Source organism: Pedobacter sp. UYP24, from assembly GCF_054057295.1.
Genome location: NZ_JBSRZD010000009.1, coordinates 112,035 through 133,430, shown reverse-complemented (window position 1 = coordinate 133,430; position 21,396 = coordinate 112,035). Strand labels below are relative to the sequence as shown.

General features: G+C 39.7%; 19 protein-coding genes. 9 read left to right on the top strand and 10 right to left on the bottom strand.

Features of this window, described 5'->3' with window-relative positions:
• The first annotated feature begins 11 nt into the window (after positions 1-11).
• Entirely contained in the window at positions 12-1,841 is a 1,830-nt protein-coding gene (locus tag ACVWYN_RS15290; RefSeq protein WP_457289747.1) for a hypothetical protein, read from the top strand.
• A gap of 23 nt (positions 1,842-1,864) precedes the next feature.
• Positions 1,865-2,851 (top strand): glycosyl hydrolase, encoded by a 987-nt coding sequence (locus ACVWYN_RS15285; RefSeq protein WP_457289746.1) that lies wholly within the window; start codon positions 1,865-1,867, stop codon positions 2,849-2,851.
• On the opposite strand, the gene ACVWYN_RS15280 is transcribed toward ACVWYN_RS15285, so the two are convergent.
• The 5 genes from ACVWYN_RS15280 to ACVWYN_RS15260 all read right to left on the bottom strand — a co-directional run bounded on the left by ACVWYN_RS15280 (position 2,816) and on the right by ACVWYN_RS15260 (position 9,089).
• Positions 2,816-3,505 carry a MarR family winged helix-turn-helix transcriptional regulator gene (locus tag ACVWYN_RS15280; protein ID WP_457289745.1) on the bottom strand — a complete coding sequence of 230 codons (690 nt, stop codon included), beginning with the start codon at positions 3,503-3,505 and terminating at the stop codon, positions 2,816-2,818. The genes ACVWYN_RS15285 and ACVWYN_RS15280 overlap by 36 nt on opposite strands.
• Before the next feature lie 81 nt (positions 3,506-3,586).
• The gene (locus tag ACVWYN_RS15275; protein WP_457289744.1) at positions 3,587-4,681 is read right to left on the bottom strand and encodes an oxygenase MpaB family protein; all 1,095 of its coding nucleotides are present in this window, start codon (positions 4,679-4,681) and stop codon (positions 3,587-3,589) included.
• 1 nt (position 4,682) lies between these two features.
• Entirely contained in the window at positions 4,683-5,399 is a 717-nt protein-coding gene (locus ACVWYN_RS15270) for an SDR family NAD(P)-dependent oxidoreductase (RefSeq protein WP_457289743.1), read from the bottom strand.
• Positions 5,396-6,067, bottom strand: coding sequence for a GTP cyclohydrolase I FolE (gene folE, locus ACVWYN_RS15265; RefSeq protein ID WP_457289742.1), 672 nt, complete (start codon positions 6,065-6,067; stop codon positions 5,396-5,398). The genes ACVWYN_RS15270 and folE overlap by 4 nt, the downstream gene beginning before the upstream one ends.
• 328 nt (positions 6,068-6,395) lie before the next feature.
• On the bottom strand, positions 6,396-9,089 hold the full coding sequence (locus tag ACVWYN_RS15260; RefSeq protein WP_457289741.1) for a family 78 glycoside hydrolase catalytic domain: 2,694 nt from the start codon (positions 9,087-9,089) through the stop codon (positions 6,396-6,398).
• A gap of 296 nt (positions 9,090-9,385) precedes the next feature.
• Here ACVWYN_RS15260 and ACVWYN_RS15255 point away from each other — a divergent pair, with 296 nt between their 5' ends.
• On the top strand, positions 9,386-9,961 hold the full coding sequence (locus ACVWYN_RS15255; protein ID WP_457289740.1) for an adenylate kinase: 576 nt from the start codon (positions 9,386-9,388) through the stop codon (positions 9,959-9,961).
• A gap of 3 nt (positions 9,962-9,964) precedes the next feature.
• Positions 9,965-10,972 (top strand): GTPase ObgE, encoded by a 1,008-nt coding sequence (obgE, locus tag ACVWYN_RS15250; protein WP_457289739.1) that lies wholly within the window; start codon positions 9,965-9,967, stop codon positions 10,970-10,972.
• 7 nt (positions 10,973-10,979) lie between these two features.
• Here the strand turns inward: obgE and ACVWYN_RS15245 are convergent, their stop codons facing one another.
• Complete coding sequence (locus ACVWYN_RS15245; RefSeq protein ID WP_457289738.1) at positions 10,980-12,224, bottom strand: TCR/Tet family MFS transporter; 1,245 nt, start codon at positions 12,222-12,224, stop codon at positions 10,980-10,982.
• Between the two features lie 180 nt (positions 12,225-12,404).
• On the opposite strand from ACVWYN_RS15245, the gene ACVWYN_RS15240 reads away from it, so the two are divergent.
• Complete coding sequence (locus ACVWYN_RS15240) at positions 12,405-14,975, top strand: glycoside hydrolase family 38 C-terminal domain-containing protein (protein WP_457289737.1); 2,571 nt, start codon at positions 12,405-12,407, stop codon at positions 14,973-14,975.
• A 47-nt stretch (positions 14,976-15,022) separates the two neighbouring features.
• Here ACVWYN_RS15240 and ACVWYN_RS15235 read toward each other — a convergent pair whose 3' ends face one another.
• Positions 15,023-16,102, bottom strand: coding sequence for an aminotransferase class V-fold PLP-dependent enzyme (locus ACVWYN_RS15235; RefSeq protein ID WP_457289736.1), 1,080 nt, complete (start codon positions 16,100-16,102; stop codon positions 15,023-15,025).
• A 61-nt stretch (positions 16,103-16,163) separates the two neighbouring features.
• On the bottom strand, positions 16,164-16,397 hold the full coding sequence (locus ACVWYN_RS15230; RefSeq protein WP_457289735.1) for a hypothetical protein: 234 nt from the start codon (positions 16,395-16,397) through the stop codon (positions 16,164-16,166).
• Between the two features lie 88 nt (positions 16,398-16,485).
• Here ACVWYN_RS15230 and ACVWYN_RS15225 point away from each other — a divergent pair, with 88 nt between their 5' ends.
• The 3 genes from ACVWYN_RS15225 to ACVWYN_RS15215 all read left to right on the top strand — a co-directional run bounded on the left by ACVWYN_RS15225 (position 16,486) and on the right by ACVWYN_RS15215 (position 19,332).
• On the top strand, positions 16,486-17,142 hold the full coding sequence (locus ACVWYN_RS15225) for an HAD family hydrolase (protein ID WP_457289734.1): 657 nt from the start codon (positions 16,486-16,488) through the stop codon (positions 17,140-17,142).
• Between the two features lie 121 nt (positions 17,143-17,263).
• Entirely contained in the window at positions 17,264-17,965 is a 702-nt protein-coding gene (locus ACVWYN_RS15220) for a 3-keto-disaccharide hydrolase (protein ID WP_457289733.1), read from the top strand.
• A 5-nt stretch (positions 17,966-17,970) separates the two neighbouring features.
• Complete coding sequence (locus ACVWYN_RS15215) at positions 17,971-19,332, top strand: Gfo/Idh/MocA family protein (protein ID WP_457289732.1); 1,362 nt, start codon at positions 17,971-17,973, stop codon at positions 19,330-19,332.
• Here the strand turns inward: ACVWYN_RS15215 and ACVWYN_RS15210 are convergent.
• Both ACVWYN_RS15210 and mdh read right to left on the bottom strand, forming a co-directional pair.
• Positions 19,329-19,751, bottom strand: a complete 423-nt coding sequence (locus tag ACVWYN_RS15210; protein ID WP_457289731.1) for an aspartyl protease family protein — start codon at positions 19,749-19,751, stop codon at positions 19,329-19,331. The genes ACVWYN_RS15215 and ACVWYN_RS15210 overlap by 4 nt on opposite strands.
• Positions 19,752-19,764: 13 nt before the next feature.
• Positions 19,765-20,703, bottom strand: a complete 939-nt coding sequence (gene mdh / locus ACVWYN_RS15205; RefSeq protein WP_457289730.1) for a malate dehydrogenase — start codon at positions 20,701-20,703, stop codon at positions 19,765-19,767.
• 172 nt (positions 20,704-20,875) lie between these two features.
• Here mdh and ACVWYN_RS15200 point away from each other — a divergent pair, with 172 nt between their 5' ends.
• Positions 20,876-21,358, top strand: a complete 483-nt coding sequence (locus ACVWYN_RS15200; RefSeq protein WP_457289729.1) for a lipocalin family protein — start codon at positions 20,876-20,878, stop codon at positions 21,356-21,358.
• Positions 21,359-21,396: the final 38 nt, after the last annotated feature.

Genomic DNA, 21,396 nt, shown 5'->3' with positions numbered 1-21,396 from the left:
CGTTAAGACAAATGAACACTTCTTTTAAATTATTATTTCTTGCCTTTATATCAATTATATCCGCGGAAAGTACATTCGCGCAGGCGGAACTTATGCCATGGGGCGACTTGAATGGAATTCGGGTAAAGGGACAGCTGATGGATTTTAACACCAGTTTAAATGTCGTGGGTAAAGGAGGCTGGTCGGACGTTCGGTTTTCAGGAAAAGAGCTGCAAAAGCCAAAGTTCAATCGTATTGGCAATGTTCAAACCGTAAATACGGAGATAGGAGGGATTAAATTCACCGAAATTGTAACAGATTTAAAACAGGGAACAGTTAGTGTAACAGTCAAGTGTGAAGCAAAAGCTGATACTAATATTACCGGTGTTTATTTTGGGGCAAGGTGGAATAAAACAAAATACTCAGGTAAAAACAGTTTTGAGATTAAACCCTCAAATTACCAGATCATTAGGGGTGGTATTGATAAGAATCTAACGGAATTGTTCGTGCCAATACATCAGCGGTTTTTCAAAAAGGGTATGGTCTATGAAAAATCTTTTACGATCAGCGTTACCGGTGAAATCGATATTGCGCCCGTAGAAATTAGCATAGACGCTGCTATAAAAGGCAGGCCTTTTGCTGGAGTAGGTGGAAATTTCAGGCTCCAAAACCCAGTAACCGATCCACCGGTGATAGATTATTGTTTATCGAACATGAGGGTAGCCTTTGGAAGGGTAGAAATGCCATGGCGTGACTGGCATAGGAATCTGGAAACTGATCCAACCGTAGCAGCAATGGAGGGAAAGCTGGATTCACATGTTGAAAAATCAATGCAAATGGCTCAGCGTCTTCATAAAATAGGGATGCCAGTTATCGTGTCTGCATGGTCGCCACCTACCTGGGCCATAGTGGGTAAACCAAATAACAGTCCTACTCCTGAAGGAGTTTGGGGCAACCCATTAAATCAGGACAGAATGCAGGAGATCTACAAGTCGATCACCGATTATCTCCTTTATCTGAAAGTAAATTATGGAACAGATGCTACGTATTTTTCATTCAATGAATCTGATCTGGGAATTAATGTAAGACAAACCGCTGAAGAGCATGCGAATCTGATTAAAGGGTTAGGAGCTTACTTCCAATCTAAAGGATTGAAAACAAAACTGCTTTTGGGTGATAATTCTGATGCCAATACGTATGAATTTATCTATCCGGCACTGAATGATGCGGCATGTAGACCGTATATTGGAGCCATATCTTTTCACTCCTGGCGCGGTTGGGAAACCAAAACACTGCAAAAATGGGCAGATGCCGCTAAAAAAATTAACGTCGATTTGCTAGTTGGAGAAGGTAGTATAGATGCTGCTGCCTGGCAGTACCCTGCTTATTTTGAGGAAGAATCCTATGCTTTAGAAGAGATCAATCTGTACACGCGTTTACTGGATATATGTGAACCGCTGTCTATTTTACAATGGCAGCTCACCGCTGATTATTCCCCCCTAACCGGTGGTGGTGTTTTCGGTAATACAGGACCCCTCAAACCGACACAAAGATTTTGGCAATTAAAGCAACTTGCAGATACCAGGAGTGGTCAGCGTCATATTGCTGCGCATGCCAACCGTGCTGATATTTCGGTAGCTGCACTGGCTGGAATGGGTAATAATTATACCATACATATTGTAAACAACAGTGCAGGGCGGAAAGCAACGGTTACAGGACTGCCTAAAGGAATTACTAAGTTTAAAGCATTTCTTACGGATAGGACACGCAACATGACTTCGCTTGGTAATATAGTGGCCAAAGATGGAAAGGCGGTATTTAACCTTGATCCGCGGTGCTACTTAACCCTTGTCGCTGAATAAAATACATGACTAAAATTATCCATATGATGAAACTAGCAAAACTAGTGCTCGCGTTTTTATTATTGTTGTCCTTTAGTACCAATGCGCAACACCGACTTTCAAATCCGAAGGCTTCTAAAGAGGCGAGGGCACTTTATGCCTATCTCAATGATATGTTTGGAAAGAAAATATTGTCCGGACAAATGAGTTCCAGTTGGGGCATTGATGAAATTAAATACATACAAGAAAATACCGGAAAACTTCCTGCAATAAATGGGTTTGATTTTATTACTGATAGAGACAACCAGGCTGAAGTTAAAGGAGCAATAGATTGGTGGAAATCTAGAGGAATTCCAACCATCATGTGGCACATGGGAGCCCCCTTAAATGGCGAAGGCTACGAAAACAGTAAGAAATCAGTGGATATTGACAAGTGCCTGGAGAAAGGCACAAAAGAGTATGAAATTTTCTGGTCTGAGCTTAAAAAAAAGGGCGATTTGTTGGAACAGTTACAGCAGGCAAATGTGCCTGTGCTTTGGAGGCCTTTTCATGAACTTAATGGAGACTGGTTCTGGTGGAGTAAACAAGGACCTGAAAAATTTAAGAAGCTTTGGATAGCAATGTATGACTATTATACAAAAACTCGGAAGCTGAACAACCTGATCTGGGTATTGTGCTATACTGGAAAACCAGACGGTAGCTGGTATCCTGGTGATGCTTATGTAGATATTGCCGGGGCTGATACTTATGGAGTAGGAGATAGTCCGCAGCGCGCAATGTATAAAAAGACAAAAGAGATTGTAGGCGACCGGGTCCCAATTCCTTATCATGAATGTGGTACACCGCCTGATCCTGATAAATGCCTGGCCGAAGGTTCAATGTGGTCATGGTGGATGGAGTGGCACACCAGCCACTTAACTAAAGTTGATAGGGCTTATTTAAAGCGTGTCTATAACCACGATTTGGTCATTACTAAAGATGAGGTGCCTGATATTTTAAAGGTTTATTCCAGTAAGAGTAAAGCTTTTTAAGTCTTCCTTTGTCAATATTGTTTTCTTTTGATAGTGTTCCAAATGAAAATTCTCCAGCTTTTGCAATAGGTATTGCAAAGTGAATTTCTCAGCAATAGTCAATTTCCCGGTGATCATTTGGCCTACATAATTCATGTCTACAAATACCTTGTATAATACTTCTTTACCTTCTTCAGTAATGGCGATGTGTTTGCTTCTTTTATCTTTTACATCATCCCATTGTTTAACCAATTTTGAGTCAATCAGTCGCTTTACCACTTCAGTGCCAGAAGTTTTTTCCTGTAGATTATGGCTGATCAATTCACTTTTTGACAAATGAGTGTGGGTAAGCAAAATGGCAAGCGCAGTAAAGTCTTCAGCAGTTTTTAATGGAGTTTCTTCCAATGCCTTTTTGATGTAAGATTTGGCATAACGGCTCATATGTACAAAAAGACGCCCAATATTATTGTCTAGCTGATAGGCACTTTCTAGCGCAGTCTGGTCATTGTCGCCAAACCGGGATTCGTTATTAATTGAGTGGTTTGCTGCAGGATCACCTACTTTATTCAACAAGAACCCAGTAAAGTCATTAAGAGAAGCTTCCCGACCATGGTTTTCTTCTTCTAGTTGCGCTACCAGGTCTATTAACTGGTGAATGAGTTGGTATGATTTCATGTCATGTAATTTAGTCGTTTCTATTTCCTAAGTACTCCAATCGTCCATTGTTTTTATTAGATCCCGACCATGTAAGGTAAATTAATTTCTTTGGACAAGTTCCAAACTCTGTTTTTGAAATTTAGCATAAGCAATCCTATAATCTTGGATGGGATTGCCACTGGGCTTAAAGCCTTTCAAGAAATTTAAAGTTCTGAGCAGTGAAATTTTATAACCTGGAAGTTCCGGCGCCTCAATAGAGAGCATATCTGCTATTTCGCTACCTAATAAGTAACGCATTAGGCCTAATATTTCGTTGGCGGTAGCCTTACTTTGATTTACTTTTAGTATGTGTGTGGTAAGCGACTTTGTAAGCTCTTTTCCATGAATAGAAACGCAGAACTGATGTTTTTTAATAGCAATATCCAATTGCTGAGCTTCTTTTGTATTTTCGGGAATCAAGTCCTGATCTAGCCCTGTTAAGTGACCAATTACTGCCCAGGTATGCATAAAAGCTTCTTGATCAGACCTGCTTACGGTGTAGCCCAGCAGGCGTAGTCCACGGATTACTATGAGTGAAAAGGATAGATTTGTTCCAGCCATATCTTCCTGATTGATTGGTAAACCCCAGGCATTCTCCCATTTTCCGCTCTTAGTGGTGTAATAACGAACGGCGCCATGTATCAAACGTACTTTTAATATCTCTTCATAGGCCTTTCCATTTTTTTCGAAAGCTGCTGGAGCCATCACCTTCCAAACAAAGATTGCGGTATCATATAGTCGCTTGGTTGTTTGATTTCTCATCTGCTCAGATAGCTGTAAAACCATGGCGCCATTGGCTGCAGTATAGCAGTATGGAAGAGATAACAAACCCAACAGACTCATAATGATCTCTGAGTGCCTGGCGAAAAAAGCCGAGCCTAACTTCATTAGTCGTTTTTCTGCCCATGGAGGGAGCGTTTCTGAGTGGTTTATTACATCAAAACCGGGGAAATCAGCTTTTAGTGAACTTAAATGCTTTAACTCTGTTTTGTCAGTCAGCCATTTTTGCAGGTTACTCTTCCTGTTAGCATCCTCGAAAACATAGGCTATAAATTCATCTGCCTGTGGGTCTGCTACTAACCGTTTGGTATTTAAAAATTCGCTGTTATAAATCCTTTGGTCTTTCATGCTCCTCTGATGATGTGAGGTGTTCATTTTATGTTGTTTTTAACTTACCTAATCCGCCATCTAGTCCTATTACCTGTCCGGTCATCCAACTGCTTTCATCCGACAATAAAAAAGCAATCAGCTGGCTGATGTCTTCTGGTTGTCCGTATCTACCTAAGGGATGTCTTTTTGCAGAAACTTCCTGTTTATCTGGCGAACTAAGCAGCTTTTGGCTCAGTGGTGTATCAGTAAGAGATGGAGCCACCACATTTACTCTAACCTGTTGCGTGGCCAGCTCTGCGGCCAGTGATAATGCCATTCCTTCCACTGCGCCTTTGGCCGCTGCAATACTACCATGAAAAGGCATTCCGGTTCTAGCAGCAACAGAGCTAATCAATACAATTGATGCACCACCGGCATTTTTTATAGACTTTAAGGCATGTTGAATAATAAGGGCTGCGCCCAAAACATTTAGCTGAAAATCATTTAAAAAGTCTGCTGAAGTCAGCCTGTTGAATGGCTTGAGTGTTATACTGCCCACTGCATAAACCAAGCCGTGTAATTGTTCCGGTAAGAATGTTGCAACAGAGTCGATATTTTGCGTGATATCTGCTTCTAAATAATGTATATCGTTAGCCCATTCTTCAGATTTGGATCTTGATATGACATAAACACTCGCATTTTGCACACTTAGCAATTTAACAAGTGATAAGCCTATACCATAACTTCCACCAACTACCAGGATGTTCTTGCCCTCAAAACTCATAAGGCGATGTACTTAAGAAATTCGGTTTTTGTTTCCGTATTTAAAAATAGACCGCAATACTCTGCTGTTAACGTTGTACTGCCAACATCTTTTATTCCACGACTGGAAACACAGTGGTGATGTGCATCAATAATTACAGCCACATCTTCTATGCCTAGTGCTTCTTTAAGCATATTGGCAATTTGAACGGTAAGTCGCTCTTGCACCTGAGGTCTTCTAGAGCAATATTGAACAATTCTATTTAGTTTTGAAAGGCCTATAACCTCCCCGTTACTGATGTAAGCAACATGAGCCTTCCCTACAATTGGCACAAAATGATGTTCGCAATTGCTAAATACAGCGATGTTCCTTTCAACCAGCATCTGTTTATATTGATACGGATTTTTAAATAATGTTGGTTCAGGCTTATTGGCTGGATTCAAACCACTAAATATCTCTTTTACATACATTTTAGCGACTCTTTTTGGCGTATCTTTTAGGCTGTCGTCTGTTAAATCTAACCCAAGCGCCTGCATAATGCCAGTAAAGTGCTTTGCAATGATGTCAATTTTTGCATCATCTTCCAGTTCAAATGCATCAGTACGCATGGGTGTATCAAACCCAGAACTGTTGTTGTCTACCATTGAAATTTCTGGGGCGGTAAGGCTGCTCATACTTGAAATATTCATTTTTTATCTATTAATATGAACAAATGTAATACAATAACATATTAAATTATAAAAAGTAAAATGTTATAGTACTAATATGACAAATCAGAGATTGTAATGAAGAGGATGGATTTTGTATAATTCAACAGCGCACTAAGTTATGGCCTCGTTCTATACTCAGTAACCCTTTGCTTAGGTCTTGGTTGGGGCTTGCTTGTTAAAAGGTACCTTTTAACAATGAATTCCCAAGCAAAACCTAACTGAAACCTTATCTAGCCCAAAGCAAAGCCACTTCCAGGTCATAACAAGCTACAACGAATTCCTTATGTTAGCTGCCATTGGTTATCTGCTATTTTAAAACTGTAAACCTATAGGTTCCCGATTGAAAATCAACCTGGTACTTATCCATAACCTTTTTTGCAGCTATATTTTTGCCTGTGTTGTCCTGTATTTCAGTTTTGTTTTGTGGGAGTATGAATGTTGCGGTACTGTTTTTAGGGATTTCAATGATAACATCAAGATTTCCATTTGCTGTTCTTTTCCATTCTGAGCGTATTTTTCCATATAAGCTGTTGTAGGAAGATTTACAGTAAGCTAAGTCTGCTATTGTCTTTGGTGCTATAACAAAGTGTTGCATGCCGGCATGCTCCGCATTGGTTTTTATCCCTCCAATAGCAGAATAAAACCATTCTACAACGCTTCCAAACATGGGGTGACTTTTAGAGCCATCGCCATTCCAGGATTCCCATAATGTGCTATTCTTGCTATCCAACAGGTAGCCAAAGCCAGGGAAATCTTTTTGAGTCATTATTTTGTAGGCAATATCATCCCGATCATTTTGAGAAAGTACTTTTAGCAATAGTGGCGTACCAAGGATTCCTGTATCGAAGTGATAGTTAATCTTTTCTAAATGATTTAATAAGGAATTGAAAACATCATTGTATTTCTCTTCTGGTACCAGGCCAAAGGCTAAAGCAAACACGTCTGCACCTTCTCTTCCTTCCCAATAGGTCTTTGTTGAACTGTTATAATAAGCCTTGTTAAAATTTATTTTGACAGATGCTGCAAGTTTTACCAGTCTGTTGTAATCCTCAGTTTTACCAAGTGTTTTGGCAACTTTTGACATGATAACTGTAACATGGTAAAAATAGGCTGTATTTACCAATTCCGCTGGAACTTGAATAGGGGTAGGGGTGCACCAGTCGCCAAGGCACCATCCATTTGGTTCTTCTCTGGAGATTAGTCCCTTTTCATCGGTTCGGGTTTCCAGGTAATCTACCCACTGTTTCATACCTGTGTAATGCTGGGTAAGGATGGAAACATCACCATAATAAGAATAATAGAGCCATGGCATAATCACATAAGCAGATCCCCAGGCTGGTCCGCCACCACCACCACTAAATGGTGCGGTATGGGTAACAAAGCCTGTTTTTTTGTTTCTTGCATCATCAATATCGTTAAACCATTTGCGGTAAAATTGAAACATATCAAATGAATACAACGCACTTTCCATGGCCACCTGTCCGTCGCCGGTATAACCAAGCCTTTCTCTATGGGGACAATCGCTGCTGATGCTGCCGTGGAGATTTGCATTTTGAGTTATTAAATAAGAATGGTTTATTTTATTCAGGAAAGGATCAGAACATTCAAAACTACCGTTTGATGCTACATCCGTGTGGACATCTTTGATGGTTAAGCTTTCCTGATCAAGAATTACATGATGGGAAACAACTTCTATTTTTCTAAAGGCATGCCAAGTAAACTTTGGTTCCCAACTTTCAGTTTCGCCACCCTTTAAGGTATAGGTGTCATTCTGTCCATAATCTTCGCCTTCCTCACTGATATATCTTATTTTAAGCTGGTCTCCTGCCTTTCCTTTAACCTTAATTGATGCCCAACCTGCAATGGTTTCCTCTAAATGATAGGCATAAACGGAATCACTTATTTTACCATCGAAACTCGGTTTTAGTGTCCTTATTATTTTATCAAAAGGTGCGTTTTGTGCATGCAGGCTTCCTGTAGGTGGGCGCACAAGAATTGCTTTATTCCATTGCTTGTCATTATAGTTCTTTTTGTTCCAGTCGCCAAGTGCTTTCCGGGCATCGTATTGCTCACCAGTAAAAATGCCATCTTTTAACAGTGGGCCGGTAGTTGTTTTCCATGTATTATCGGATAATATGCGACTGGTTGAGCCATCTGTATAGACTATTTCCAGTTGAAAAATTACTTTGGGGAGATCATACCACATATCTCCCTCTACCCTTCGGTCACGTTGGTTGTACCACCCATTACCAAGCAATATCCCGATGGCGTTTTGTTGACCGAGACTGGAAGTAACATCAAAACTATTATAGAGCACCCTTTGGGTAGATTGATCATCATAAGGGTATAATAATTTCTTAAACGGCCTTTTATCATAATTGGTAACCGCAGGGGCTAAAACCTGATCGCCTAACTTTTTGCCATTTAAAAAAAGCTCATAAAAACCTAGTCCGCTTACATAAATTGTTGCCTGCTTTATTTTTTTTTGAATAGCAAATTCTTTGCGGAAGAAGGGTGCGGGGTAGGTAATGGAAGAATCTGGATATGGGTTTTCAAACTGCCCAATCCATTTCGCTTGCCAGTCTTGCGGTTGCAATAAGCCCATAGTCCAGGAAGCATTTTTACTCCAATGTGTAGGCTGGTTTTTCTCGTCCCAGATCATCACTTTCCAGTATAACTTTTTTCTGGACGATAATACTTTGCCCTTATAGCTGATATGCGTAGAATTTGATGATATGATTTTACCGCTATTCCAGTAGTCTCCTTTGTTTTGCACTAGCAATATAGCGCTGGTTGATATTATTATTTGGTATGCAGTTTGATTTTTAACTTGAAGTTCCGATACCAGCTGCCAGCTCAAAGTTGGTGACAGACTTTCAATTGAAATGGGGTTTACCAGGTTGTCGCATTTTAGGTTTTCTACTTTAATTGTTGCAGACTGGCAAAACAGAATTGCCGGATAAAGCAGAAATAAAATAACAGGGGCAGAGATCCTTTTCATTTTGACGTAATTGGTGTGGTGTATTATACGACTAGCAAAATACGTTTTTTGCCTAATGTTTTATTACCGTTTATATTTTTAGGAAAATCCATCACCTGTCATTTCTAGTTCGGTCTTCAGCAATTAAAATACTTTTTTACCATAACGCTATTGTTGGTGATGGATATGTTTGGTACGGATCCATACGATGATTAGAGTCGTTCCTGTTCAATAGAAATGAGCATTTACCGAAATATTCATATATTTGCAGGCCTTCTGTTATTACAGGAGGATTTTGTACATAAAACACACCACAAATGCTAAATCTTGTTCTCTTCGGCCCACCAGGTGCAGGCAAAGGCACCCAATCAGAGAAGCTGATTAGTAAGTACCAGTTGATACACATTTCAACAGGAGATCTTTTCAGAGCCCATATTAAAAATCAAACGTCTTTAGGTCAGAGAGTAAGCGCACTAATTGCAGAAGGAGAACTTGTTCCGGATGAGATTACGATTGCGATGCTGGAAGAAGAAGCCGATAAGAATCCACAGGCTAATGGATTTATTTTTGATGGTTTTCCGCGTACGGTACCACAAGCAAAAGCGCTTGATGATTTTCTGGTAAGCAAAGGAAGTGCTATTGCAGGAGTGATTGCTTTAGATGTTGATCAGGAAGAATTGACTAAACGCATTGCACAGCGCCAATTGGAAACAGGTCGTGTTGATGATCAGGCGGATAAGCTAAAAAAACGTATTGAAGAGTATTTTGATAAAACTATACATGTATTGCCGTATTACGAGGCGCAAGGCAAACTGAATAAGGTAAACGGTATCGGAAAAATTGATGATATCTTTAATGCGCTTTGTGCACAAGTAGATCAATACCAAAAATAAAGCATGTCGCAAGGATCCAATTTTGTAGATTACGTTAAGATTTGTTGCCGATCAGGTAAAGGTGGTGCAGGTTCTGCCCATTTACACCGAGATATACTTACCTCTACGGGTGGTCCCGATGGTGGCGATGGCGGCAGAGGTGGCCATGTTATTTTAAGAGGTAACACTCAATTCTGGACTTTGTTACACCTTAAATACCGCAAGCATATTATTGCTCCAGACGGTTTACCTGGGTCAAGCGGAACATCTACCGGTAAATCTGGTAAGGATGAAATTCTTGATGTTCCTTTAGGAACCATAGCTAAAGATGCCGAAACCGGTGAAGTGTTGTTTGAGATCACTAAAGATGGTGAAACTAAAATATTAACGTCAGGAGGAAGAGGTGGACTAGGAAACTGGCACTTTAAAACCCCTACTTTACAAACCCCTCGTTTTGCTCAGCCTGGTGAGGCAGGCAAAGAGGAGTGGATGGTACTTGAATTAAAAGTATTGGCAGATGTTGGTTTAGTTGGTTTTCCTAATGCAGGAAAATCTACATTATTGTCGGTAGTATCGGCAGCTAAGCCAGAGATTGCAGATTACCCTTTTACTACCTTAGTTCCTAATTTGGGCATTGTTTCCTATCGCGATAGCAAATCATTCGTTATGGCAGATATTCCCGGCATAATAGAAGGTGCTTCTAAAGGAAAAGGATTAGGCTATCGTTTTCTACGTCATATTGAACGTAATTCTGTATTGCTATTTATGGTGCCTGCTGATACTGGCCGAACCATTAAGGAAGAATATGCCATATTAAAATCAGAGCTGGAAGATTATAATCCTGAATTGATGCAAAAGCCCCATGTATTGGCAATTACGAAATCTGATATGTTGGACGAGGAACTGACGACTGAAATGAAGAAAGAACTTCCTAAAAATATTCCTTTTATATTTATCTCTTCTGTAGCAGAGAAAGGATTGGTTGAATTGAAGGATATGCTTTGGCTGGCCATCAACGCTGAAATAGACTAATAATTCTTTATTTGGCTTGAGGCTGCTCGCCGCGAGTAACGAAAGTATCTTTTTTCATTGTACTTGCTGCAATTACGGCACTGATCAACATAAATACAGCGCCCGCAAGGAAAGGTGCTCCTGCAAATTTTATTGGTGCCCCAGGTCTTGTAAACCAAGCAAACAGATGAGTCATAAGTAATGGCCCGATGATGGATGTTGCACTCATGAGACTTGTTAGCGCTCCTTGTAATTCACCCTGCTCATTTTGAGGAACATTGCTTGACATAATGGATTGTAAAGCAGGGCCAGCAATACCGCCAAGGCAGTAAGGAACCAGAAAGGCAAACATCATCCAGCTTTGGGTAGCGAATGCGAATAACAATAAGCCAAGCGCATACATTCCCAAACCAATGTAAATACTTTTTTCATTACCCAATTTGGGGTTGATAAATCTGATTAGGCCACCTTGAACGATAGCTACAAGTAAACCTACAACGGTTAATGACATACCAACGGTAAAAGGGCTCCATTTAAATTTCTCCATATTAACAAACGTCCAGGTACTTTGTACCGCGTGACTGGCAATGTATACAAATACAAGAGCCACGACCAAACCTCCTAAACCTTTATATTTTTTAAGCTGTAATAAAGAGCCCAACGGGTTGGCTCTTTTCCACTCAAACGGGCGCCTGTGTTCTTTATCAAGAGATTCTGGTAATACGAAATAACCATAAATTACGTTGATAAGCGTGAGAATAGCAGCAGCTATAAATGGAATTCTAGGGCCCATTTCGCCAAGCAGACCGCCAATTGCAGGGCCAATTACAAAGCCTAATCCAAAGGCAGCTCCAATCATCCCGAAATTTTGTGCCCTGTTTTCACTCGTACTTATATCTGCAATGTATGCTGTTGCTGTGGTAAAGCTCGCGCCAAATACACCCGCAATGATCCGCCCAACGAACAACCACCAGATGGTTGGAGAAAGCGCCAGGAAAATATAATCAATACCAAAGCCAAAAAGAGAAAGCAACAGCACAGGCCGGCGTCCATATTTATCGCTTAGGTTGCCGATAATGGGTGCGCAAATAAACTGCATAATTGCATAGGCAAACGTTAACCACCCACTCCATTTGGAAGCCTGACTAATATTGCCACCAATTAATTGCTCAATAAGTTTTGGGAAAATAGGAATGATAATACCGATACCAATTACATCAAGAAGCAGTGTAATAAAGATAAAACTGAGGGCTGCCTTGCCAGATTTTGCCATGGTAATTTATAAATGGCCTGCAAGATAATATTTTTGTTAGTAATAGAGATTTGCTGTTTGTGTTATTTATCCTTTTTGCTATGTTTTCTTCATCTCGTTCTAATTTTCAGATTAATTTCGGCAATATCTTAAAGAAAGGTAAATTAGTTGCGGCTGTACCAGCCTAATTACTATAACCAGATGAATAAATTTTACTTCGCAATCCTATCACTATTTTGTCTTCAAACGGCTCTTCCCCATCAGCTGATTGCCCAAAATACCTATTTTATTGATGGCTATCACGGTGGCATCCTTGGCCATTATCCTACCGGTTATACAACTTTCATAGCAGATCAAATGGATAAAAATCCCTTTTGGAAACTTAACCTGGAAATTGAACCAATTACCTGGGATGTTGTTAAAAGAAATGACGCCAGCGGATATGAGAGAATAAAAAAATACGCTGCCAATCAATCTGATAATGGAAGAATTGAATTTGTTAACCCTTCTTACGGACAAAGCTATTTGTTCAACATACAGGGTGAATCTGTAATTAGACAATTTGAGATTGGGATAAAAAAAATTAAAGAACATTTCCCTGAAGCTAAATTTACTACCTATTCTTCTGAAGAGCCCTGCTTTACCAGCGCACTCCCACAAATTTTGCGCTCATTTGGTTATCAATATGCTTCGTTAAAAAACCCAAATACTTGTTGGGGCGGTTATACCACAGCGTATGGCGGCGAACTGGTAAACTGGACAGGGCCAGATGGTTCCAGTTTGTTAACCGTACCACGCTACCAATCTGAAGGGCTCAAAAGCAATTCAACCTGGCAAACCATCGCCTGGAATAATGCGCCAGAATACCTGAGCGGTGCGAGGGCACAAGGTATAGCAAACCCAATTGGAATGGCTATACAGGATGCCGGTTGGAAAAATGGACCATGGCTTGGTCAGCCTAAACAATTTGAATATAAGCTTTGGAAGGATTATATAACAAATACTGCCGACAAGACGAATGCTAAAACTTGGAATTTCACGCAGGAAAACGTGCAGGTTAGCCTGGTATGGGGCGCGCAGATCTTACAGCGCCTTGCTCAGCATACACGCATAGCAGAAAATAAAGTGATCATGGCAGAAAAGTTATACGCTATCCATGCCATAAATCACAAAATACCTTTCCATAAAGATTTGTTCAAAACATCCTGGGAAAATTTGCTGATTGCTCAGCACCATGATTCATGGATAGTACCTTATAATATAGTAGATAAATCAAAGCAACTCAATTGGGCCGATCAAGTAAAATTGTGGACGGATAATGCGAATCGGACGGGAGACAGTGTGCTTCAAACTATCATGCCCTCCCCAAAGCAAAAGGCAACCCTTTCTACTCATATTGTGGTTTATAACACATTAGGACATCACCGTTCAGAAGTAGTATCAGTTCCCATAAGTCTTGATAAAAGCGTAATTTTTTCCGTTTTTGATCAAAATGGAAAATCAGTCGCAGCTCAACAGGCAACTGATTCTTCCGGTAGAGCCTTATTGTTATTTAAAGCGGATGTACCTGCAATGGCCTCGGCGACTTATCATATTAAGAAAACCTCTGGCTCATTAAAACCAGCCCTGGGAATAACGGTAACTAAAATTGACAAAACTTATATCCTTCAAACAGATCGCTATAAAATTATAGTTGATGGCAAAAAAGGAGGGACGATAAAAAGCCTAGTCGCCAAAATGGTAAACAATAAAGAGTTTGTAGACCCATCATCCAAAGTGCTCTTCAATGAAATGAAGGGATATTTTTATAGTGATAGTGCTTTTCATTCCAGTGCAGATAGAGAAGCAAAGATCACGGTGGTGGAACTAGGCCCACTACGTGTAAAGCTTAAAATAGAAGGCTTAATTTCCATTCACCCCTTCACGCAATACCTAACCTTAACACAAGGAGAGGACAGGATAGACCTTGATACCAAAATACACTGGAAGGGTAACCCGGGCATTGGCGAAGACTATTTTCAACATAAAGGCTGGAAACAAGAGCAGTTAAAGAAGGCCTTTTACAATGATAGGTTTAAGTTATCGGCTTTATTTCCAATTGCTGTAGCCAAACAGGAGGTTTATAAAAATGCAGCGTTTGACGTGTTGAAGAGTAAATTGAGCGATACCTTCTTTAGTAGATGGGATAGTATAAAGAACAATATCATTGTGAACTGGGTGGATATAGACGATAAAGATGGCCAAATAGGTATGGCGCTGTTTACCGATCACACCACGAGTTATCAGCATGATGAGTATGGGCTTCTTGGCCTTACGCTTCAATATTCTGGGATGGGTTTATGGGGAAGAAATTATTCAATATCAGGTCCTTCTGAGTATCACTATGCATTAGTACCACATCCAGGCAATTGGGATAAAGCAAATATTTGGACAAAAAGTTTAGCATTTAATGAGCCACTTCAAGTACGTTTAAGTGAAGATTCTGAACAATCTTCTATCTCTACCTCGTTAATTACCTTATCTAACCCCAATATAGAAGTATCATCTGTTCAACTGGAAGATGCAGCAGTGCTTTTTCGTCTGTTTAATCCATCTGCTGCAACAGTTAATGCCAATGTTGCCGTTAACTTGAGTGCAAAAGCAGTTAGGCTGATTGAGCTAAACGGTAAAATCATTAGGGAGCTAGCTATTAAAAAAGCGAAAGAGGGTAAAACAAACCTGGTAATAAATATACCTGCATTTGGTATAAGCAATATAAAGGTTGATTTGTAAGGAATAATTTTCCTGTAAACCTGCAAAATAATGCTGCCAGTACAATTTTATATACTTTGATCTATAACAGATAGAAGTCTAAGTAAATCTGCTTCTGTATTGTAAAAATGAAAGGCAATACGAACACCAGGCCCACGTTGTAAACAGATAATTTTTTTTGCAAGGAGCTTTTCATAACACTGTTTGTCTAATTGCAAGTTGAATAGAGAGGAATGCAGTTCCCTGTTTACTACAATATTGGTTAATAAGTTCCTGTCTGTAAATTCTTGCTTAGCCCTGTTGGCCAGTTTAGATATTTGGTCTTGGATAGTGTCTATTCCAATACTGGTTAAATAGTTGAGCGACTGGTCCATTGTGCCGAATGCCAGCGTATCTAAATGGCCAGGTTCAAAGTGTATAGCCAAAGTACTTTTTCCAGATAACATGGCTTCTTTAGGTGCAGGGCGAATTTTGGCGTCCTTAAATAGGTAGTCAGCCACCTCATCTTTTAATAAGGCAAAGCCGTTCCCATAACCAGAAAGCAACCATTTATAACCGCTGCCCATAATTACATCTAGTCCGGAAGTTTCAAAATCAAATGCTTCAGTACCGCAAAATTGCGTGCCATCAGCAACAATAAGTAAATCAGGGAAAAGCTGTTTAAGCTCCTTGATGAAATTAAGACTAAGCTTTATGCCACTAATATACTGCACCAAACTAAATGCAAATACGGTAGGTTTTGATTCTTTAATACTTTGAATCAGCCTTTCCTCAAGGTTTTCGCCCATTTCAACATATTGGCAGCTGTGCCCTCTAATTTCGATGGCATAATTTACAGATGGATAATCTTCTTGAAGAAGCAAGAAACGTTGCCCCGATGGCAATCCCTCTAAAAAAGTGTTAAAGCCAAAAGAAAAGTTGGGTACAAGGAAGGTATTCTGCACCTTGGCACCAAAGAAACGAGCAATGTTAACTTTTACCTCTTGCAAAAATTCTGCTTGTTTAATTCTAAAACCACTGCCTTTAGTAAAGAATTCTAAGTCGTGGTTTGTGCGCCACTGCACCTGTTGTTTTGAAATTAAACCAGAGCTGGCAGTATTTAAGTAAGTGCAAGTATCGAGTATCGGAAATTGATCTTTTAAAGACATGTGGTGTATTTAATAAAGGCTAAATTAATAAAAATAGCATGTTATGTCTATATCTGAGATACTACAAAGTTCTCGCTTTCATTTTTTTGGCCTCTGCCCTGGCATTTATTAATAAAATTTTAGGCAGTTTTTGATCTTCAATTAGACTAATAGATTTATTTTGATTCAATAGCGCTTCATCATACAGTCCCATTCTATAAAATATGTGGGCCAGCGTATCGTAATATAGGCTTGCTGTAATGAAGGCTCCTACTGCTTCGCCCCTGATGCCATCTTTGTCCCACAATTCTCCCACAAAAGAATCTTTTAGTGGGAGAAACCTGCCATTTGCATGGGAGAATGATAAGACATGGTAGGATAAAAAATGATGTTATCTTTGGGGTATGATTAAAGATATTGCTGTAATTTTTGATATGGATGGCGTAATATGCCACACTAACCCTTACCATTCCCTTGCCTTTAGGGAATTCTTTTCGACACGAAATTTGTCTCCAACAGATGAAGAGTTTGCACAACACATGTTTGGTAAAAGCAACGGCTATATCTTAAGTCACTTTTTGAAAAGACCAATAACTGGTCAGGAACTTTTACAACTTGAAGAGGAGAAGGAAAGCCTTTTCAGAAAAATTTATGAACCGCATGTAGATCCTGTGGCAGGGTTTCTGAAATTCTTCCTTGATTTAAAGGATCATGGAGCTAAACTAGGTGTTGCTACCTCTGCGCCTTTTGCTAATCTTGAACTAATTTTAAGCAAGGTGCATATTCAAGATTTTCTTGGTTCTATGCTTGCCAGTGAAGATGTGAAAAAACATAAACCAGATCCAGAAGTCTACCTTAAATCTGCTTCAAATCTTGGCGTTACGCCACAGCATTGTATAGTTTTTGAAGATTCTTTTTCCGGTGTTTCTGCCGCGTTAAACGCTGGAATGAAAGTAGTTGGGGTACTTACCTCTCATACAATGGAGGAACTTCCGCCTTGCGACCTTTATATTAGCGATTATAAGGAACTAACTGCCGATAAGTTGTTGCAATTACTCTGATCACTGCTTTGTTTTTTGTCTCCATAATAATTATTTATAGAGGTAAAGGTAGCATAGAGGTTAGACCACTCTTGTAAATCAAAATGTTATTGCTAACTTAACAAGCACAAATTAATTTGAAATGAAACGAGCTTTTATTCTTTTGCTTTTTTGGGTAGCAGTATCTTCATCTGCCTATGCCCAGAAAGCTAATGTATTAACGAAATCAGAACGCAAAAAGGGGTGGATATTGCTGTTTGATAGCGAGTCTACCAAGGGCTGGACTACCACGTCAGGTGCAGAAGTGCCGTCAGGTTGGCAGATAGTGGATAAAACCTTGAAGGCCGTAGCCGATGGAAAGGGTGGCGATATTGTAACTATCGCTGAATATAGTAATTTTGAACTTATACTGGATTATAAGGTAGAGCTGACCTCTAACAGCGGCTTAAAATATTTTTATAGCAAATACCAAACGGGAGGGAACCTGGGTATGGAATACCAAATTCTGGATGATATGCTGGCAGAGGATAATCAGAAAGCCAATCATTTGACGGGTTCTTTATATGACATACTTGAGCCTTCCAAACGGGTAAAAAAATTATATCCTGCCGGACAATGGAATTCTATCCGAATTGTTGCTAACGGTAAACATGTAGAACACTGGTTAAACGACTATAAGATTCTGGAATTTACCAGAGATAGTAAAGAATTTGCAGACGCTGTAGCGTTAAGCAAATTCAGTAAAACTACTCCGGCTTTCGGAAGCATAGATAAAGGTAAAATCCTTTTGCAAGAGCATGGGGGAGTTGTTTCCTTCAGAAATATAAAAATTAAAAAACTTTAGGTCTTATGGAAAAGCGACGTGATTTTATAAAAAAGGCGGGTATTGCAACGGCAGCACTTACTGTTGGAACAAAAATATTTGGCGGTGGTGCCTTTGGCTTCAACGCAAGTAGTTATAAACGGATTATTGGCGCCAATGATACCATCAGGGTAGGAGTAATAGGTGTAAACGGTCGCGGTAATGGCATGGCAGGTGTTTTTGCAGGTCAGAAAAATACTGATATTTCTTACATCTGCGATGTGGATTCGCGTGCAATTCCTAAGGCTATAAAAACAGTAATGGATGCCAAACAGGAAAAGGCTCCTATATCTGAAAAAGATTTTAGAAAAGTACTGGCAGACAAGGATACAGATGCCATTTATATTGCCACGCCAGATCATTGGCATTCGCCATTAACCATTCTGGGTTGTGCGGCAGGTAAACATGTATACGTTGAAAAACCGCTAAGTCATAATCCGAATGAAGGGGAGATGGCAATTGCAGCAGCAAGAAAGCATAAGGTTGTAGTGCAAATGGGCGCGCAGCGCCGCTCAGCTCCTGTACTGGCTCAAGGTATTAAACAACTTCACGAAGGAATAATTGGTAAAGTGTACATGGCAAAAACCTGGTACACCAACGCCAGGAAGGCTAATTTTTTAAAACCTGCCGAGGTACCATCATGGCTTGATTATGAACTATGGCAAGGACCTGCGCCAAGAATGCCTTATAAGGATGGATTGATACATTATAATTGGCATTGGTTTTGGCACTGGGGTACTGGTGAAGCGCTTAACAATGGCACCCACGAAGTGGATGTAGCCCGTTGGGGATTAGGTGTGGATTTTCCAACCAGAGTAAGTTCGATTGGTGGAAGGTATAGTTATAAAGACGATTGGGAAACCCCAGATACTCAATTAACAACTATTGAATATCCAGGTGGGGCTACTTTAGTTTGGGAAGGCCGTAGTGCAAATGCCAGAAAAGTGGAGCAACTGGATAGGGGAATTATCTTTTATGGGGATAAGGGTAGCCTGGATACTGGTGGCGATAGCTATAAAATTTACGATTTAGATGGTAAGCTTATCAGTGAGGTAAAATCACTCATGAAAGAAGATGCGATTGATGGTCGTAATACTTCCAGTCCAAGTGTTGGATTGGACAATTACCACGTCATGGATTTTCTTGATGCAATAAGGAACAATAGGAAGCCAAACTGCGATGTAGAGATCGGGCATAAGAGTGTAGTTGCGATGCAGCTCGGGAATATTTCGCTACGTGTAGGAAGAGATTTAAAAATTGATGCTACAAATGGTCATATCATCAATGATAAGGATGCACAAAAACTCTGGAGCAGGTCGTATGAAAAGGGATGGGAGCCTAAAGTTTAATCGGTATAAAAGTAAAGCTTTAAGTTTTTAAAGTTTATTTTAGCCAGGTGCTGGATCATGATATCACTGCCGATAATTCCGCAAATTGTTGGATGTCCCATGCTTTCATAAGTCTGGTTTACACCTTCCAGATCTAGTGCAACCGTGTGGTAATTTCTTACTTTAAGCTTTCCGATCTTTAGTTCGGGTATTATTGCCTGTAAGGTACTGGTGGTTGAAAACAATGTTGTTGCATGAGTTTCTTGTGTATCGCTAAGCAACACATGTTTCTTGATGAAAGACTTGTCAAATACCGATCTTGATGCACCGGTATCAACAACTGCAAATAATTTTTCTCCAAAAACAACAATTTCCACCAAAAGGTGGAAACCGTCGTCTTGTAAATTTATTAGTGTTAGGGGAACAGTAATTGTTCTCATCAAATCATACTAATTATATAAGTTTCATGTCCTGAAGTACATTATTCATGGTACGTACAGCATCTGCACTTTTGTTAAACTGGGCTTGCTCATCAGTAGTCAGTTTAAAATCAAGAATTTGCTCAACACCGTTCTTTCCAAGAATTACAGGTACCACTAAAGAGATGTCATCTTGTCCGTATTCGCCTTCCAGGTAAACGCCAGATGATATAAATTTCTTTTCATCACGTACAATACTTTCTACCATAGCAGCTGTGCCGGCTCCCGGAGCATACCATGCAGAAGTTCCAATCAGTTTAGTTAAAGTTGCACCACCTACCATAGTATCTGCAACAATTTTATCTTGTTGTTCTTTAGTTAATAACTGTGTTACAGGGATGCTATTCCAGGTAGCGTGATTGATAAGTGGTATCATTGTGGTATCACCATGGCCACCTATTACTACCGCGTTTAAGTCTGATGGAGAGCAGCCAAGTTCCTGACTCAGGTAAAATTTAAACCTTGCAGAATCTAATGCGCCACCCATTCCAATGATGCGGTTTTTTGGTAATCCGGATGATTTGAAGGTTAGGTAGTTCATTGTATCCATAGGATTTGATACAACGATGATGATTGTATTTGGCGAATATTTAAGGATATTTTCAGTTACACCTTTAACGATACCTGCATTTATGCCGATCAGCTCTTCCCTTGTCATGCCTGGTTTGCGTGGTAAGCCCGAGGTAATCACAACAACTTCAGAGTCTGCAGTACTTGCATAATCGTTGGTCACTCCTTTAATCTTGGTATCAAAACCGAGCAAGGCAGAAGTCTGCATCATATCAATGGCTTTACCTTCGGCAAAACCGTCTTTGATATCTAATAATATAAGTTCTTCAGCTAATTCTTTTCTGGCGATGTTGTCTGCACAGGTTGCTCCTACAGCTCCCGCGCCAACTACGGTAATTTTCATATTTGTTTAATTTAAAGGTCTTTAGGTTGTCAGCATAAACGTGCCAACAAATCGTTATTTCCGAAGTTAGAAAATATGCTTCGTTATTGATATGGTTTTAAAAACTTTATGTTGGATTAATGGTTTTATGATAAAGAATTTACATTTAGTGCAATTTAGCTAAGGGGGGAATATGGATAACAAGCCAGTACAGAAAGTAGATATCGTTTCTTATGCAGGAAAGTGGTATTCGTTATATTCAATTCCCACCATTATGGATAAACAATGGAGAGAAACTACGGAAACTTATGTGATCCACCCTGATGGATATTATGCTGTATTTACAACTTATAAGTTGGTTGCAGATGAGAAGCAAAAATACATCAGATCGAAACTATTTGTTGTGCGCGGAACCGGGAATGCCGTGCTGAAGGCTCAATTTGTATGGCCTTTTAAGGTTGATTATTGGGTAATCGAGTTAGCAGACGACTATTCCTATGTAGTAGTGGGGCATCCAAAACATAAATTTTTGTTCATCATGTCACGCATACCAACGTTACCTGAAGAACTCCTTTCTCAGATCATTAATAGGTGTCATAAAAAAGGTTATGATACTTCTAAATTGGTTTCTCAAGAGCATAAGTCTGTTACAATAAAAACTATGGCGATATCCTAATATTTAGGTAAAAATCAAAATCATTCCTCAAACCACTT

Bases quoted from the DNA above. Each gene is read 5' to 3' on its own strand.
- ACVWYN_RS15290 (WP_457289747.1), top strand. From the start codon at position 12: ATGAACACTTCTTTTAAATTATTATTTCTTGCCTTTATATCAATTATA.
- ACVWYN_RS15285 (WP_457289746.1), top strand. From the start codon at position 1,865: ATGATGAAACTAGCAAAACTAGTGCTCGCGTTTTTATTATTGTTGTCC.
- ACVWYN_RS15280 (WP_457289745.1), bottom strand. From the start codon at position 3,505: ATGAAATCATACCAACTCATTCACCAGTTAATAGACCTGGTAGCGCAA.
- ACVWYN_RS15275 (WP_457289744.1), bottom strand. From the start codon at position 4,681: ATGAACACCTCACATCATCAGAGGAGCATGAAAGACCAAAGGATTTAT.
- ACVWYN_RS15270 (WP_457289743.1), bottom strand. From the start codon at position 5,399: ATGAGTTTTGAGGGCAAGAACATCCTGGTAGTTGGTGGAAGTTATGGT.
- folE (WP_457289742.1), bottom strand. From the start codon at position 6,067: ATGAATATTTCAAGTATGAGCAGCCTTACCGCCCCAGAAATTTCAATG.
- ACVWYN_RS15260 (WP_457289741.1), bottom strand. From the start codon at position 9,089: ATGAAAAGGATCTCTGCCCCTGTTATTTTATTTCTGCTTTATCCGGCA.
- ACVWYN_RS15255 (WP_457289740.1), top strand. From the start codon at position 9,386: ATGCTAAATCTTGTTCTCTTCGGCCCACCAGGTGCAGGCAAAGGCACC.
- obgE (WP_457289739.1), top strand. From the start codon at position 9,965: ATGTCGCAAGGATCCAATTTTGTAGATTACGTTAAGATTTGTTGCCGA.
- ACVWYN_RS15245 (WP_457289738.1), bottom strand. From the start codon at position 12,224: ATGGCAAAATCTGGCAAGGCAGCCCTCAGTTTTATCTTTATTACACTG.
- ACVWYN_RS15240 (WP_457289737.1), top strand. From the start codon at position 12,405: ATGAATAAATTTTACTTCGCAATCCTATCACTATTTTGTCTTCAAACG.
- ACVWYN_RS15235 (WP_457289736.1), bottom strand. From the start codon at position 16,102: ATGTCTTTAAAAGATCAATTTCCGATACTCGATACTTGCACTTACTTA.
- ACVWYN_RS15225 (WP_457289734.1), top strand. From the start codon at position 16,486: ATGATTAAAGATATTGCTGTAATTTTTGATATGGATGGCGTAATATGC.
- ACVWYN_RS15220 (WP_457289733.1), top strand. From the start codon at position 17,264: ATGAAACGAGCTTTTATTCTTTTGCTTTTTTGGGTAGCAGTATCTTCA.
- ACVWYN_RS15215 (WP_457289732.1), top strand. From the start codon at position 17,971: ATGGAAAAGCGACGTGATTTTATAAAAAAGGCGGGTATTGCAACGGCA.
- ACVWYN_RS15210 (WP_457289731.1), bottom strand. From the start codon at position 19,751: ATGAGAACAATTACTGTTCCCCTAACACTAATAAATTTACAAGACGAC.
- mdh (WP_457289730.1), bottom strand. From the start codon at position 20,703: ATGAAAATTACCGTAGTTGGCGCGGGAGCTGTAGGAGCAACCTGTGCA.
- ACVWYN_RS15200 (WP_457289729.1), top strand. From the start codon at position 20,876: ATGGATAACAAGCCAGTACAGAAAGTAGATATCGTTTCTTATGCAGGA.